The sequence below is a fragment of the Paenibacillus pini JCM 16418 genome, from assembly GCF_000576305.1.
Lineage (GTDB): Bacteria > Bacillota > Bacilli > Paenibacillales > Paenibacillaceae > Paenibacillus_AQ > Paenibacillus_AQ pini.
Genome location: NZ_BAVZ01000019.1, coordinates 16,046 through 31,002, shown reverse-complemented (window position 1 = coordinate 31,002; position 14,957 = coordinate 16,046). Strand labels below are relative to the sequence as shown.

The 14,957-nt window shown below is 44.8% G+C and carries 12 protein-coding genes and 1 pseudogene; 7 read left to right on the top strand and 6 right to left on the bottom strand.

Going from position 1 to position 14,957, the window contains the following annotated elements:
* Position 1: 1 nt before the first annotated feature.
* The 4 genes from JCM16418_RS26095 to JCM16418_RS19460 all read right to left on the bottom strand — a co-directional run bounded on the left by JCM16418_RS26095 (position 2) and on the right by JCM16418_RS19460 (position 3,102).
* On the bottom strand, positions 2 to 361 hold the full coding sequence (locus JCM16418_RS26095; RefSeq protein WP_242403918.1) for an FAD-dependent oxidoreductase: 360 nt from the start codon (positions 359 to 361) through the stop codon (positions 2 to 4).
* Positions 358 to 525, bottom strand: coding sequence for a hypothetical protein (locus tag JCM16418_RS26760; protein ID WP_306304813.1), 168 nt, complete (start codon positions 523 to 525; stop codon positions 358 to 360). The genes JCM16418_RS26095 and JCM16418_RS26760 overlap by 4 nt, the downstream gene beginning before the upstream one ends.
* Positions 504 to 1,907 carry a phytoene desaturase family protein gene (locus tag JCM16418_RS19465; RefSeq protein ID WP_306304812.1) on the bottom strand — a complete coding sequence of 468 codons (1,404 nt, stop codon included), beginning with the start codon at positions 1,905 to 1,907 and terminating at the stop codon, positions 504 to 506. The genes JCM16418_RS26760 and JCM16418_RS19465 overlap by 22 nt, the downstream gene beginning before the upstream one ends.
* A 253-nt stretch (positions 1,908 to 2,160) precedes the next feature.
* Positions 2,161 to 3,102 carry a MerR family transcriptional regulator gene (locus JCM16418_RS19460; RefSeq protein WP_242403917.1) on the bottom strand — a complete coding sequence of 314 codons (942 nt, stop codon included), beginning with the start codon at positions 3,100 to 3,102 and terminating at the stop codon, positions 2,161 to 2,163.
* Between the two features lie 254 nt (positions 3,103 to 3,356).
* Here JCM16418_RS19460 and JCM16418_RS19455 point away from each other — a divergent pair, with 254 nt between their 5' ends.
* The gene (locus JCM16418_RS19455; protein ID WP_036652359.1) at positions 3,357 to 4,706 is read left to right on the top strand and encodes an Nramp family divalent metal transporter; all 1,350 of its coding nucleotides are present in this window, start codon (positions 3,357 to 3,359) and stop codon (positions 4,704 to 4,706) included.
* A gap of 124 nt (positions 4,707 to 4,830) precedes the next feature.
* A complete protein-coding gene (locus JCM16418_RS19450; protein ID WP_081765516.1) occupies positions 4,831 to 6,384 on the top strand; it encodes a phospholipase D family protein in 1,554 nt (517 codons plus the stop codon).
* Between the two features lie 101 nt (positions 6,385 to 6,485).
* On the opposite strand, the gene JCM16418_RS19445 is transcribed toward JCM16418_RS19450, so the two are convergent.
* Positions 6,486 to 7,313 (bottom strand): ABC transporter ATP-binding protein, encoded by an 828-nt coding sequence (locus JCM16418_RS19445; RefSeq protein WP_036652357.1) that lies wholly within the window; start codon positions 7,311 to 7,313, stop codon positions 6,486 to 6,488.
* Between the two features lie 166 nt (positions 7,314 to 7,479).
* Complete coding sequence (gene cls / locus JCM16418_RS19440) at positions 7,480 to 8,988, bottom strand: cardiolipin synthase (RefSeq protein ID WP_036652422.1); 1,509 nt, start codon at positions 8,986 to 8,988, stop codon at positions 7,480 to 7,482.
* 259 nt (positions 8,989 to 9,247) lie between these two features.
* Between cls and JCM16418_RS19435 the strand changes: the two genes are divergently transcribed.
* From JCM16418_RS19435 to JCM16418_RS19415, 5 genes and pseudogenes are all read left to right on the top strand, one after another.
* Positions 9,248 to 9,844, top strand: coding sequence for a TetR/AcrR family transcriptional regulator (locus tag JCM16418_RS19435; RefSeq protein WP_036652355.1), 597 nt, complete (start codon positions 9,248 to 9,250; stop codon positions 9,842 to 9,844).
* A 22-nt stretch (positions 9,845 to 9,866) separates the two neighbouring features.
* Complete coding sequence (locus JCM16418_RS19430) at positions 9,867 to 10,217, top strand: DMT family transporter (protein WP_036652353.1); 351 nt, start codon at positions 9,867 to 9,869, stop codon at positions 10,215 to 10,217.
* Positions 10,217 to 10,531, top strand: a complete 315-nt coding sequence (locus JCM16418_RS19425) for a DMT family transporter (RefSeq protein WP_036652351.1) — start codon at positions 10,217 to 10,219, stop codon at positions 10,529 to 10,531. Before JCM16418_RS19430 ends, JCM16418_RS19425 begins: the two co-directional genes overlap by 1 nt.
* A 161-nt stretch (positions 10,532 to 10,692) precedes the next feature.
* Positions 10,693 to 11,505 carry a TetR/AcrR family transcriptional regulator gene (locus tag JCM16418_RS19420; protein WP_052020582.1) on the top strand — a complete coding sequence of 271 codons (813 nt, stop codon included), beginning with the start codon at positions 10,693 to 10,695 and terminating at the stop codon, positions 11,503 to 11,505.
* Positions 11,506 to 11,667: 162 nt separating this feature from the next.
* A pseudogene (locus tag JCM16418_RS19415) lies at positions 11,668 to 14,888 on the top strand (efflux RND transporter permease subunit).
* The last annotated feature ends 69 nt before the right edge of the window (positions 14,889 to 14,957 follow it).

The window sequence follows — 14,957 nt, the reverse complement described above, 5'->3', positions numbered from 1 at the left end:
GTCAAATCCCCTTCTCACCGGGAAATACGTTCTCAATCTCAGCAGACTGCTCCTGTCTGCCTGCTCGCTTGGTCAGCACCTTACCACTGCGATAATGAATACGGTAGAGTGGATCGCAGCGTAGTAACTCTATGCGTTCACGCGCAATTCCTGCTTCTTCTAGAATACTGTGTAGCATTTCAGGCAGCAGCACAATCGTGGGTCCCTGATCAATGCGGTATGGACCTTCCTCTTCAAAAGCGATACGACCACCAAGCTTCGTGCTACGTTCGTATAATGTAACCTCTACTCTTTGTTTACTGAGAAGCAGCGCTGCCGTTAGCCCACCAATGCCTCCACCAATCACCGCTACCTTACTCATACGGTTCGCCCCGAACGAGAGGGTCTGCTAACGTGCTGTTTCTTACTGCGCTGGCGAGACTCCTCTTCCTCTAGCAGCTTCACACTTATCTGAGCTGACTCGAAGATCGTTGGTAAACCGCTGCCCGGATGTGTTCCTCCGCCTACAAGCCAGACATGATCCACTTCCTCGAAGCGATTATGAGGCGCATCGCCATCATTTGCCCCAAATTATGAGCAAGATTAAAGGTAGCTCCTTTATATACATCCAGCTCATTCTGCCAGTCTAACGGGGTGAAGAACATTGCTTCTTCAATACGGGAAGATAGATTAGATAATGCCGGGATCTTTTGTAGCCGATTCATCATCAATTCTTGCATCGATTCCCGCTGCTTAACCCAGTCCGTTGACCCCGTCAGGTTGGGTACAGGCATCAGTGTATATAACGATGACTTTCCAGCCGGCGCAAGTGTCGGATCAATAACCGACGGATTATGCACATACAGTGACGGATCAGCCGAACAAATTTTGTGTTTCGTAATTTCATCCACATTACGGCGGTATTCATCTGCAAAATATACCGAATGATGCGGCAAATCAATAGGCCCGTCCACTCCTAAATAAAGCATGGCGGTTGAAAGTGAATAGCGCTTCTTCTCAAGCTTTTGCGGTGTATATTTACGAAGCAACCCCGGCTCGAATAACTGGGTCATCGCTGTGCCAAAATCGGCATTAATAAAGATATGATCAGCCTCAATTTGCTCCCCATTCTCAAGCAGCACGCCCGTAGCTTTTCGATTCTTGGTCAGAATCTGCTTCACACCACATGAGGTATGTATATTGCCACCAAGTTGTTCTATGACTCTTGCCATCGCAGTAAAGACTTGATTCACCCCGCCCGTTGGATGATAGAGACCATATTTATGTTCTATAAAAGATAAAATAGTAAAGGTGCCTGGGCATTCCCATGGCGACATCCCTAAATATTTAGCTTGAAATGTAAATGACAATCGGAGTCTCTCATCTGTAAAATAACGTGACAACCTGTTATACACCGTATCTGCTGCATGCAGACGCGGAAGGGCACGCAGGACATCTTTTTTCATATAATCGCCCGGTGTTTGGAAAGGACGTCGCAAGAGCGGCATTACACGCTCAAATTTATCTTCTTCGTCCGCCATAAACCGGCGGTATCCTTCTTCATTACCTGGAAATAGTTTCGCGATCTGAGCGCTGGTAGCTTCCACATCTCTTGATGGGGTGAAGGTAACATCACCAAAATTCAACGCATAAAGCGGTGTCAATTCTTTCATTTCAACTTCCTCGTACAATGATCGACCTGCAGCAGCAAACAGTTCTTCTAAGATTTGCGGCATCATCAGGAAGGTAGCTCCGCGGTCGAAACGGTAATCACCAAGCTGCAATTGTCCAGATCTTCCACCCACGACAGGCTGTTTCTCAAACACATTAACTTCATAACCTTTAGCTGATAACAACATCGCGGCGGCAAGTCCTCCAGGACCTGCTCCGATCACGGCAACACTTGTGCGTTCCTTTGTCTGTCCCATATCAACTCACCTTTCCGAATGCTCATTCCAGCATCAGTACGGCCGTAATTACCGATCCGCAAACATTATACAAATACTATACAAATGTAATACAAATATAATACAAATATTATTCGCGTTTGTAAACTTAATGATTGGTAATGCTTAACAGTTTGTTCCTAAATGCTGAACATTATTCGCTGTTCGCTATTTTTTTACATATAAAAAAGCCCACTAAACATCGTTTAGCGAGCTGTTGGTAACTTATTATTGCTTATCCATGTTGCCGGAATAATGGATGTTTCTCTAACCATTCCTGCCATTTCTCAGTCGGTTCCTTCATAATCCACTGCGGATAAGCTGGATTCTCAGCCATTTCATATCCCTTACCGCCAAGAACAAAATGCACTTGTTCGTGCTCCTTGGCAATTTGACTCACGATTGCGTCCGTTTGTATAACCTTTGATGCGCTTGTAATCGATATGCACACAATTTGTACATGCTGTTCGCCAATGACTTGAATGACGCCTTCTACTGGTGTACTGGCTCCAAGGTAGAGAACCTCAGCTCCATTTTTGCGCATAAATAAAGAAAATAACATCAAGCCTACTTGATGATGTTCCCCTTCTGGACAGAAGGCAACTACTTTCGGAAGCTGCGGGAAGATCGGGAACAGATGAAAGAACTGAAAGAAGCGCTGTGAAATGAGTGAGGTCATGAAATGCTCTTGAGCCACGGTGGCTCGTCCAGATTCCCATGCATCACCTACCCTTACAAGAACAGGTACCAATACATGATAGAACATCGAATCATATCCATAGAGCGAGAAACCGAAATCAATTAATGCATTCGCACGCTCACCTTGAAAATGATACAACGTCTGATAAATTTGATCTGTCATCTTCGAAAAAGCTTCTTCTATATTTCCACCAGCCTGTTGCTTAGGAGCCGTTATTAACTCTTGTTTTTCCTTCTCACGCGCCTTCAGCATCAATACAGCCTGAGATATATTCATATGATGATGTTCAACTTGTTTCTTCAACCAGCGCAAATCTTCAATATTCTCCATACTATACATTCGGTAGCCGGCGTCTGTCCGTATCGGGTTAATGGCGTTGTAACGATTCTCCCAAGCACGCAGAGTAACCGTTGGAATGTCGAGCATATCGGCAACTTGTTTAATGGAGTACACGCTATTCACACTCACTTTTTCCATGATTCCAATGGTATTTAAAGTCTAGTCTAACATTATACAAATTCAACACATTGATTATACATAATGCATGAGATGTTGTCACTCTAACGTTCTTGAGCTGGTTGTCCTTTATTTCCCTAAGGAAATTATTTGTAGTACATGCAACTTTGGGTTTGTCCATAGATATGATGGGATATACAGGGTGAAGCTTATCCAGCGCCCATTATGTTGACCGTAGCAAACACATTTTCCTTATAGAAAGAGAGTGCTTGCCCATGAATGCCAATGAAGAGGCTCGACTTGATGCCTCTAACCCAGGCTGGCGAAATCCAAGCAACATTCCCAGTCTACCGGAAGTTCATAAGTCTTTAAAGGTGCCGCTAAAAGGTAACTTCTTTCGTAAAATGCTTGCTTTTGCCGGACCGGGATACCTCATCGCCGTTGGCTACATGGACCCAGGGAACTGGGCTTCTGATTTAGCTGGAGGATCGATGTTCGGTTATACTTTACTGTTCGTGATTATGATTTCAAACGTAATGGCTATCTTATTGCAATCCCTTTCAGCTCGACTCGGTATTGCCACCGGACGTGACTTGGCTCAAGCCTGTCGAGATCACTACAGCAAACCTGTTAGCATGGGATTATGGGTTCTGTGTGAGCTGGCTATTGCCGCATGTGACCTCGCAGAGGTGATAGGCTCAGCCATTGCCCTACAGCTATTGTTCGGCATGCCGCTTATCGCGGGTGTTCTCGTTACGTCCCTCGATGTTATGTTGGTTCTTCTTCTGCAAAATAAAGGCTTCCGCCAAATCGAAGTATTGGTTATTTCTTTTATTGCGGTCATTATTCTTTGTTTCGGCGTCGAATTATTCCTATCCAAGCCGGATCTTGGTCAGGTCATGGGAGGTTTTATACCTACTTGGAGTGTCATGCAGAACCCCGAAATGCTGTACATCGCACTTGCAATGCTCGGTGCAACGGTTATGCCACATAATCTATATCTCCACTCATCTATCGTCCAGACTCGCAAATATGGAGAAACGGTTAAAGAGAAGAAATCCGCTATCCGCTTCGCCACGCTTGACTCCACCATTGCGCTTATGGTTGCATTATTCGTCAACGCCGCCATTCTCATCTTGGCAGCTTCCGCCTTCAATTCTACAGGTCATACGGAAGTAGCTGAAATTCAAGATGCACATAAGCTGCTGACGCCGCTCCTTGGTACAGGAATCGCCAGCATCCTGTTTGCCGTAGCTCTGCTTGCTTCGGGTCAGAACTCCACGCTCACAGGCACTCTTGCCGGGCAGATTGTGATGGAAGGCTTCTTGAATATTCGGCTAAAGCCTTGGATTCGCCGCTTAATCACTCGGCTCATTGCCATCATTCCAGCCATTATTGTCATTGGTGTCTATGGCGAAGGCTATACCGGGAAGCTCCTAATTTTCAGTCAGGTCATTCTATCTCTACAGCTATCCTTCGCGGTGTTCCCACTCGTTAAATTTACATCTAGCAAGCTCAAAATGGGTCCCTTTGTAGCGCCTAAATGGGTACGGATTTTATCCCGAACTGTGGCTGTAATTATAGCAATACTGAACGTTTATTTGCTGTATGGCACTTTTTTCTGAGCGCCATGCAGTATTTTTTTAAACAGATGTGAACATTACCTTTGCGTCAAAACAAAGAGTATGACGTTAATAGGTGGATAGAATACATAAGATGTATCGAATACGATTACATAGGAGGAACTCTATGGAACAGGTGAAAGATACCCATTCAACCGATGATAAACAACCCCAGATTCCATCTGACGGCGAGCATACCCATGCCAAGCGTCAAGGTAAATATAAGCATTTCCGCCGAAAGCGCCTCATATGGACAGCACTTAGCTTACTTCTACTTTGGCTTGCAGGGGTTATTGTTTATCAGACACATAAGCCTCTTCCTCCCGGTATTTCCTACGAGAGTCCGTTATATCAGGTGAAACAGGTGAAATTCTGGCATGATCTTACATACCGTAATGATAATGGCAAAGTGGTATCAGAGCAGCAAATTTATGATCGCATCAATCAAATTATTGATGAATCGCGTCAATTCTTAGTTATGGACATCTTTCTTTTTAATGACTATACCCATAAGGACCAAACCTATCCAAAGCTTAGTCAAGGTATGACGGATAAACTGGTTCAACATAAGAAACAATTTCCGAACATGCAAATGACTTTTATTACGGATGAAGTTAATACCAATTATGGTTCTTCATCAAATCCATTATTAGAGCAAATGAAAGCTGCTGGCATTCAGGTCGTTGTCACGGATGTAGATCCATTACGTGATTCAAATCCGATCTATTCATCGGTTTGGCGCACCTTTTTCCAGTGGTTTGGTCAATCCGGCAAGGGCTGGCTTCCCAATCTCATGGCCAGTGACGGCCCAAAAATGACACTTCGATCTTACGAGAAGCTTATCAATGTTAAAGCAAACCATCGCAAAGTCGTAGCAAGTGAGAATACGGCTTTGATCTCCACAGGCAATGTGCATGATGCAAGTGCTTATCATTCTAACGCCGCACTTGAGGTCCAAGGTCCGATCATTAAAGACATTCTCGCTACTGAACAAGCAGCCTCAGATATCTCAGGCGGTGCACGACTGCCCCAGTACACGGCTCCGGTTAGTGCTTCCTCAAACCAAGCTTCGAAGGAGGAGGGTCCAATTGGGGTCCGCTACTTAACCGAAGGTAAGGTATATAAATATGCATTGAAAGAGATTGAAGCAGCTCAAGATGGCGATACCGTTTGGATGGGCATGTTCTACATTGCTGATGAAAAAGTGATGAGCGCTCTTCTAGATGCCGCAGATCGTGGCGTAAATATTCGCCTCATTCTTGACCCGAATCAGAATGCTTTCGGTCAGGAGAAGATTGGCATTCCCAATCGTCCCGTTGCTGCTGAGCTCACGAGTCGCTCCGATGGCCGCATTGCCGTCCGCTGGTATAACACAACACAGGAGCAGTACCATACGAAGCTCATGTATATTGCCAAAAAAACAGGTGACTCCATCATCATGGGTGGTTCCACCAACTTCACTTCGCGAAATCTTGACGATTATAATCTTGAGAACGACTTGTGGGTATCATCTCCTGCCGGTCAACCACTTAACAAAGAAATGGACACCTACTTCGAACGCCTTTGGAACAATAAAGGGGGTCAGTTCACCCTTGATCTCACTGCCTATCAGGAAAAGAGTACCTGGCTCAAGGATGTTGTGTTCCGTATTCAAAAGCTACTTGGTTTCACAACGTTCTAACCATCATCCTAGTGGGTTAATCCTAACAATTCGCCACATTAAAAGGCGCTCTGCTAATGCAGAGCGCCTTTTGTATGGGTAGATTAAGCTATATATGTTCGTTAATAATCGCAAACTTTGTTGAGCTGACAGCGTTCTCCGCAAATCCGTCCCTTACCATGTGGGACGCACATTGGCGTGCCAAAAATTGGGTCCTCTGCAATCATGCATTCCATACAGAATACTTCTCTAACCATATCTGGTGTTAGCACATCTTCCGGGGCTCCGGCAGAATGAACACCTTGATTCTTCACCGCAATCATATGATCCGCATACCTGCAGGCCAAATTCAGGTCATGGAGAACCATTACAATGGTACGACCCTGTTCACGATTCAGATCGTAAAGTAAATCTAGTACTTCAATTTGATGACTGAGATCTAGATACGTTGTAGGTTCATCAAGCAAAATCAAATCGGTATTCTGTGCGAGCGTCATAGCGATCCATGCTCGCTGGCGCTGTCCACCCGATAATGAATCGACCGTGCGATCTATCAGATCCGTAAGCCCTGTCATCGATAGAGCCTCATTTACAAGGCGCTCATCCTCCGCACTCCACTGTTTAAGCCAGGATTGATGAGGATAACGTCCTTGCTTCACCAACTGAAGAACCGTAAGTCCTTCAGGAGCTGTTGGCCCCTGTGGTAAGATGGCCATATTTCGCGCAACTTCTTTCGTTGACGTGCGGTGAATTTCTTTACCGTCGAGCAGTACACTACCACTCTTAGGCTTAAGAAGGCGTGCCATTGAACGTAGCAACGTTGACTTACCACAACCATTGCTACCGATGAGCACCGTTATTTTACCCGCAGGGACGTCAAGGGTTAGATCTTTAATAATATCCGTATCCCCGTAACTTAGCGTCAGCGAATTCGTTTGCAAAAGGGTCATCTCTCGGTTCCTCCTATCAATCAGTATCCATCCATAACTTGAAAAATATCTATATTAGCCGCCCATCATAAATGATAATCATTATCACAAATATAAAAGTTCTACCCCCAAAAGTCAAATTGGAGGTAGATCAATTTGGACAATATATAGAACAAATTTCATTGTGCTAGAGCAAAGGTGAAAGCAAACGAGCCAAGGATTCCAGGAATCGTTCGTATATCCTTTTGTCATTTAAGTGATCTTTGCTGACCAGCTTCGTATACTTCAAGTCACGTTCGAAATCGGATACCATACGCTGAACACTTTCGGTATGAATCAGCAGCGCATTCACTTCAAAATTAAGGTGGAAGCTGCGCATATCCATATTAGCTGTGCCGATTGTAGCAATCTCGCCATCGACAATAAGCAGCTTGGAATGCAAGAAGCCCTTCTCATATTCATAAATTTTCACTCCGGCTTCCAGCAAAGTCGGGAAGTAGGAATGGGAAGCCAGAAACGGAAGCCACTTATCAGGTTTTGCTGGAAAGAGTATACGTACATCTAAACCTGACATGGCAGCTACACGCAGTGAGGTCAGAATATCCTCATCTGGAATGAAATATGGTGTGGCAAGCCATACCGATTTCTGAGCTGATGTAATCATGGAGAAGAAGATATTCTTAAGCACACGCCGGTCGTTATCCGGTCCGCTCGGAATAATCTGTACCCCGCCCGTGCCTTGCTCTTCCTGCACTGGGGAGAAATATTCCGCTTCAAGGATCTTCTCATTCGTCATATAGTGCCAGTCTCTTAAGAATATAATTTGTAGCGTCCGAACGGCTTCGCCTTTCACAACCATATGCGTATCCCGCCAGAAGCCATAAGCAGCGCTGCGACTCAGATACTCATCGCCCACGTTTAATCCACCAATGAACCCGATGGTTCCATCAATAACGACAATTTTACGGTGATTACGGTAATTAACCCGACTTGAGAAGAATAACGTTTTAGAGCTGCCATAGGCAGTTACCTGAATCCCAGCATCAATCATCGATTGTAAAAAAGATTTCGGAAGCTGCATACTGCCCCAAGCATCGTACATGAATCGAACTTTAAGCCCTTCCCGGGCCTTCTCAATTAGAATTTGCTGAATACGGGTTCCGATGTCATCGGCTCTATAAATGTAGTACTCCATGTGTATGTGGTGTTTGGCCTTTTCAAGCTCTTGTAGCAGCGTCGAAAAGGTTTCTTTGCCATTCGTGAGAACCTTCGAATGTGATGCGAAGGAAATTGGGGTACGCGCAAGTCTTTGAGACAAATGCAGCAACTGCTGCTGACTGGGGCTAAAATGGGATAAATCCTGATGCATACGAATACTTCGCATAGCGTATCGATCGAAGGTTTTGAAATCCTGCTCTGCCTTTTTATCGAATTTACGCTTTTTGAAATAGTTTTGTCCAAAAAGAAAATAAAAAATGAGTCCAACCACCGGCATCAGCGCGAGCAGTAAAATCCATGAAATCGTCGTTGACGGATTCCGATTTTCCATAAAGATAATAAATCCGAGTGAAATGACCGTAAGCGTGGAAAATATACTGACGATCGTTCCCGCTGTCTTACCAAATACCCCAAATCCGAAATAATAGAATGCGATTAGTATCGCGCCAATTAGTATAACTTGCAATCCTCTTCTCATATATTCCCTCGCTTTAACATTACATTGAAAAATCACCGCAGCTTTTTTCTTCATTCGCAGGTCTGCGGCCATTATGTACAGTTTACATGAACATGATGAAACTAACTACCCTTTGTAAAATTAGAGTGAATGATAAACTACCTAACCTCTTGCATGTTTCCCCTTTTACTTGACAAACAGCCTTATTTTTGAAAATATAATAACTAACGAACGTTAGGTAGTAATTGTGAATTTGTTCTGAAAATGAGGAGGCTTAACCATGAATGCAAAACAAACACTGCTCGATATAGCGTTACGTCATTTTGCACAAAATGGATATGAAGGAGCCTCGCTGCAACATATTGCGGATGAGGCAGGCATTAAGAAACCATCCATTTACGCACATTATAAAGGTAAAGATGATTTGTTTATCAAAGCCCTTAAACATGCGCTGAAAGAAGAACAGCGGCGGATTGTACGCTATGTGGCTCGTCACCGACATTTGGATTTACAAATATGTCTTAAGGGACTTCTTCAATACATGCAAGAAGAGTATACACAGAACGCAGAGACCTCTTTTTTACTTCGAATGTCCTATTTCCCACCTTCTTCTCTGTATAACGAAGTGATGGAACTCATCTATCCTTTCCTTGAACAAATGGAGCGACGGATGACTCGTCTGCTTGAGGAGGCTGCAACCGCAAAGATTATTCCTTTACCACGCCCCCGTGAAGCTGCCGTTGCCTTTATGACGCTGGTCGATGGCATTCTGATCGAGATGGTATACGGGGAACATGGTCGTTCGCAGAAACGACTTGACGCCTCATGGCCTATTTACTGGGCTGGTATTCAGCATGTGGAGATCACTACACAATAAACAGCAAGGGAGATTCCGCATTATGAATAAGCATTGGTTATTTGTCATTATTGGAGGCGTTGTTGAGGTCGTATGGGTAAGTGGGCTGAAGCATGCTGATCATATTTGGGAATGGCTGATTACGCTAGTTGCCATTATTACAAGTTTTATATTGCTAATTGAAGCGACCAAGAAACTGCCCATTGGAACGGTATATGCCGTCTTCACAGGTCTGGGTACGGCGGGCACTGTGATTGCGGAAATGCTGCTGTTCGGAGAACCCTTCCGCTGGTCCAAAACGATCCTTATTCTGTTACTGTTATCCGGTGTCATTGGGCTGAAAATGGTGACCGCTGAAGGAAGCAGTACGGACGAAACGGAGGCGAAGAACTAATGGCATGGTTAGCTATTATTATCGCAGGATTATGTGAAGTCACTGGCGTTGTCGGAATTAATGGTGCGTCTCGTAAAAAAGGCTGGATATATTACGCGTTGATGATCGTTTCTTTTGCGGGAAGCTTCGCGTTACTCTCCTATGCCATGCAATCACTATCGATGGGGACAGCCTATGCTGTATGGACGGGCATCGGCACGGTCGGTAGTACGCTACTCGGTATGTTTGTATTCGGAGAGCCCAAGGAAGCGAAGCGATTGCTATTCATCGCTATGATACTAGGTTCAGCGATCGGACTTAAACTCATATCCTAATCTCAAGAAGATGTCACCCTCCCCTATTCGGAGTCAGGGTGGACATCTTTATTTTTTAACAAAAAAGACATATTTGAATCCGCATTGGCTTTGTAATATAATCATTCTGACTACGCGGTCAAATTGAGAACCGAAGTGTTCAGAAAGGAGTGAACGTTCATTTGTCTGAGAAGCTGGCGGACAGAAAGAAGCAAATACTGAAGACGGCTCTGCAACTTTTTGCCACCCAAGGAATCTCAGCAACCTCAATGCAAGAAATTGCCGAGTATTGCGGGATGTCCAAAGGGAGTCTGTATTTGCACTTTAAATCCAAGGAAGAGCTGGAACAGAGCATCTACTTGTACTGTGAGGGCATGATCCGGGATAGTGTGATGCAGGTGGAGCAGGAGCATCTTCTCACTCCCAAAGAACAACTCCGTAAACAGATTGAAGCGCTGCTGAGCCGATTGGTAGAGCTGCGTGAATTTCTACAGATGCAATTACGAGATCATCATGGTGGACCTAAACAACACGACCCTCAGGACTGCATGCGAGAAAAGCATATCCATGCCCTCAACTGGTTCAAGGTCAAACTAGAAAACTTATACGGACCTTCAGTTGAACCCTACACTATGGATATTATTCTATTTGTAGGAGGCATGCTAGGCTCCTATATCCGCATGATGTTTATTCCAGGCTTGCAGCCGAATATTGGGCGGATGGCTGAACATCTCATCTTTTTAATTGATGAAGTCGTCAGCAGTACGGTCGCCAAACAATCTGCACCGCTTATTTCGCAAGATATCTGGTCACACTGGATAGAGAAATATATGGTGAATACAGATGGACCACGCCATCCCTTAACGGTGATGAAGCAAATGCGAGACAAGCTTAAGCTCATTGAACTTGAAGAGCAAGACCGCGAACTCGCTCTGGAGTCATTACAAATTATGGAGAAAGAATTTCTCGATATGCAGCCGCGTCAAGCATCCTGACTGGCATGATGAATAATCTTGAACAGATTACTGAACTTGCTGAAATGAATCAGGAACTGCGAAACATCAACAAATTGTATCTGGTGTCTCGGGTCTGACCGTTATTCGTTATATTCGTTTGATTGTTGTAGAGATATATTGAGAGGAGTAGAAACCTGCCAAATGAAATCGATTATTAATTTCTCCCTGAACAATAAGTTTGCGATTTGGATTCTAACTATCATTGTCGCGGCCGCCGGTATTTACAGCGGTCTAGTTATGAAGCAAGAGACGATGCCAAATATCAACATTCCATTCCTGAGCGTAACGGCTGTATATCCAGGCGCTGCTCCAGAAGGCGTCGTACAAGACGTAACGATTCCACTAGAACAACGTCTACGCAATGTAGATGGTGTAAAAACCGTAAACTCTACATCCATGGAGAACGCCTCAAATATTGCTATGGAGTTTGACTATGGAACCGACTTGGATCAGGCAACTGCTGCTGTCCGTGAAGCCCTTAATCAAGTTACGCTTCCCGAAGGTGCTCAGAAGCCAACCATATCTAAATTTAGCTTAAGTTCTTTCCCGGTTGTATCGATTAGTGCATCCGAAGAAAATGATGATCTTGAGCAATTGACTAAAAATGTTGAGAACCAAGTAAAGCCTGATTTAGAGAAAATCCCTGGCGTAGCACGGTCTCTATTTCTGGGCAATATGTTAAAGAAGTAACACTTAAATTTAATGCAGCCAAGATGGCTGAGCTTGGTCTTACTGAAGATACTGTGAAAGGTATCGTTCAAGGCTCATCCGTCCATGTGCCGCTAGGCCTGTTCACGTTGGAACAGTCGCAAAAAGCAGTCGTTATTGATGGTAATATCTCAACACTCGACGACTTGAAGAACCTAACAATCCCTGTAATTCCTAGCAGTGCTGGCACTGCTGCCCCTAACGCAGGAATGAATGCAGGCTCAGGTGCTTCTCCGCAGGGTGCTGGTGCTGGTACTGCGTCCGCAGGTACTTCTCCGCAGGGTGCTGGTGCTGATACTGCGTCCGCAGGTACTTCTCCGCAGGGTGCTGGTGCTAGTGCCGTTGGTATTCCAACTGTGAAGCTAAGCGATATCGCTAATATTCAAGTGATTGGTAAAGCGGAATCTGTCTCCCGTACAAATGGCAAAGCTTCCATTGGTATTCAAATTGTTAAAGATAACGATGCGAATACGGTAGATGTCGTGAATGCGGTTAAGGATAAAGCCAAACAAATGGAGAGCGAATTCAAAGGCATGAATCTTACGATCCTTCTGGATCAAGGTAAGCCAATTGAAGATTCCGTTTCTACCATGCTCACAAAAGCAGTGTTTGGTGCTTTATTCGCCGTCATAATCATTCTGATCTTCCTACGGAATATCCGTTCAACCTTGATCTCTATCCTATCCATCCCGCTCTCACTACTCATTGCGGTGCTTATTCTATGGAGACTGGATATAACATTAAACGTCATGACGCTAGGTGCAATGACCGTCGCCATCGGGCGTGTAGTCGATGACTCCATTGTCGTCATTGAGAATATATACCGGCGCCTCACGAGCAGCACTGAGCCGCTCCGCGGACGCGAACTGATTCGTGAAGCGACACGTGAAATGTTCGTACCGATTATGTCATCTACCATCGTTACGATCGCAGTATTCCTACCGCTTGCTTTCGTCAGCGGCATGGTCGGCGAACTGTTCCTTCCGTTCGCACTAACTATGGTATTCGCACTACTCGCTTCACTTCTTATTGCCATTACGCTCGTTCCGATGCTTGCACATTCCTTATTCAAAAAAGGAATCAAGAAGAAGAAACGCGAGCAAGACGATCACGAACGTCCAGGACGTATGGCCCTTGGCTATCAACGTATCTTGAACTGGGCCTTGTCACATAAGCTGGTTACCTTCGGTTCAGCCGTGATACTGCTAGTAGGAAGCTTGTTCTTAACGCCTTTCATCGGTACTAGCTTCATGCCAGATCAAGAAGATAAGTATGTCATGGTAACATACGCTCCAAATCCTGGTGACTCGATGGAAACCGTTGAGAAACATGCACTGGAAGCGGAGAAATATATTCTTAGTTTGAATAACATCGACAAGATGCAGTATTCCATTGGTGGTAGCGGTAATCCACTTGGTGGAGGTTCTAGCAAGTCTGGCCTCTTCTACATTGAATACAACAAAGATACGAAGGATTTCGAGAATGTGAAGAAGGACTTGGTTGAAGGCTTGAAGAAGCAAGTCAAGCAAGGAGAATGGGCTACGATGGACATGACAGGCGGCATGGGCGGAAGCTCACTTAGCGTCAGTGTCTTCGGTAATAGTCTAGAAGATATCAAACCGGTATCGGATAAAATTCTGAAGTTGGTTCAAGCGGACACTACACATTTTGAAAAAGCCAAGACCAGCCTATCTAAATCATATGATCAATATACGATTGTTGCAGATCAGCAGAAACTCAGCAAACTTGGGCTTACAGCTGGCCAAATCGCAATGACACTTAGTCCAGTCCGTGAGCGTCCGGTACTTACCGATGTCACGGTGGACAACAAAGATTACAAAGTATATATCGTTACAGACAACGCCGATTACAAGAGTATTGATGAGATCGAGAATGAAACGATAACCTCTCCACTTGGCATAAGCGTTCCAATTAAAGATGTTGCCAAAGTTGAAAAAGGTAATTCCCCTGACTCAATTACACGTACAGACGGTAAAATGGTCGTTAATATCACAGGTAGCATCATCTCTACAAACGTAGGTGAGGCTACAACTGACCTTGAAAAACAAATTAAGGATATGGAGAAACCGGATGGTGTTGAAGTTACCTTCGGTGGAACCACAGAACAAATCAACGATACCTTTACACAGCTTGCTTTGGCTATGGCAGCCGCAATTGCTATCGTATACTTCGTGCTCGTCGTTACCTTTGGTGGCGGTCTCGCACCGTTTGCGATTCTGTTCTCTCTGCCATTCACAGTCATTGGTGCACTCGTCGGCCTACTCATTGGTGGAGAGACATTGAACGTATCCTCTCTAATGGGTGCGCTCATGTTGATTGGTATCGTCGTCACGAATGCCATTGTACTGATCGACCGCGTCATTCACAAAGAACGCGAAGGCTTATCTACGCGTGAGGCGCTACTTGAAGCTGGAGCTACTCGTCTACGTCCAATCCTGATGACAGCTCTTGCGACGATTGGTGCACTCTTGCCGCTCGTTTCAGGACTGGAAGGTAGTGCGGGGATCATTTCTAGAGGACTCGGTATTACTGTTATCGGCGGTCTAATCAGCTCCACGCTGCTGACACTCGTTATCGTACCGGTTGTATACGAATTCCTGATGAAATTCCGTAAACCTAAGCTAGAAGATTAATCATTTAGCCTAGCCTAATGGTTCAACATTGCTATTATAAAAGGACGTGTCCTTTCCTTCGGGAAAGTG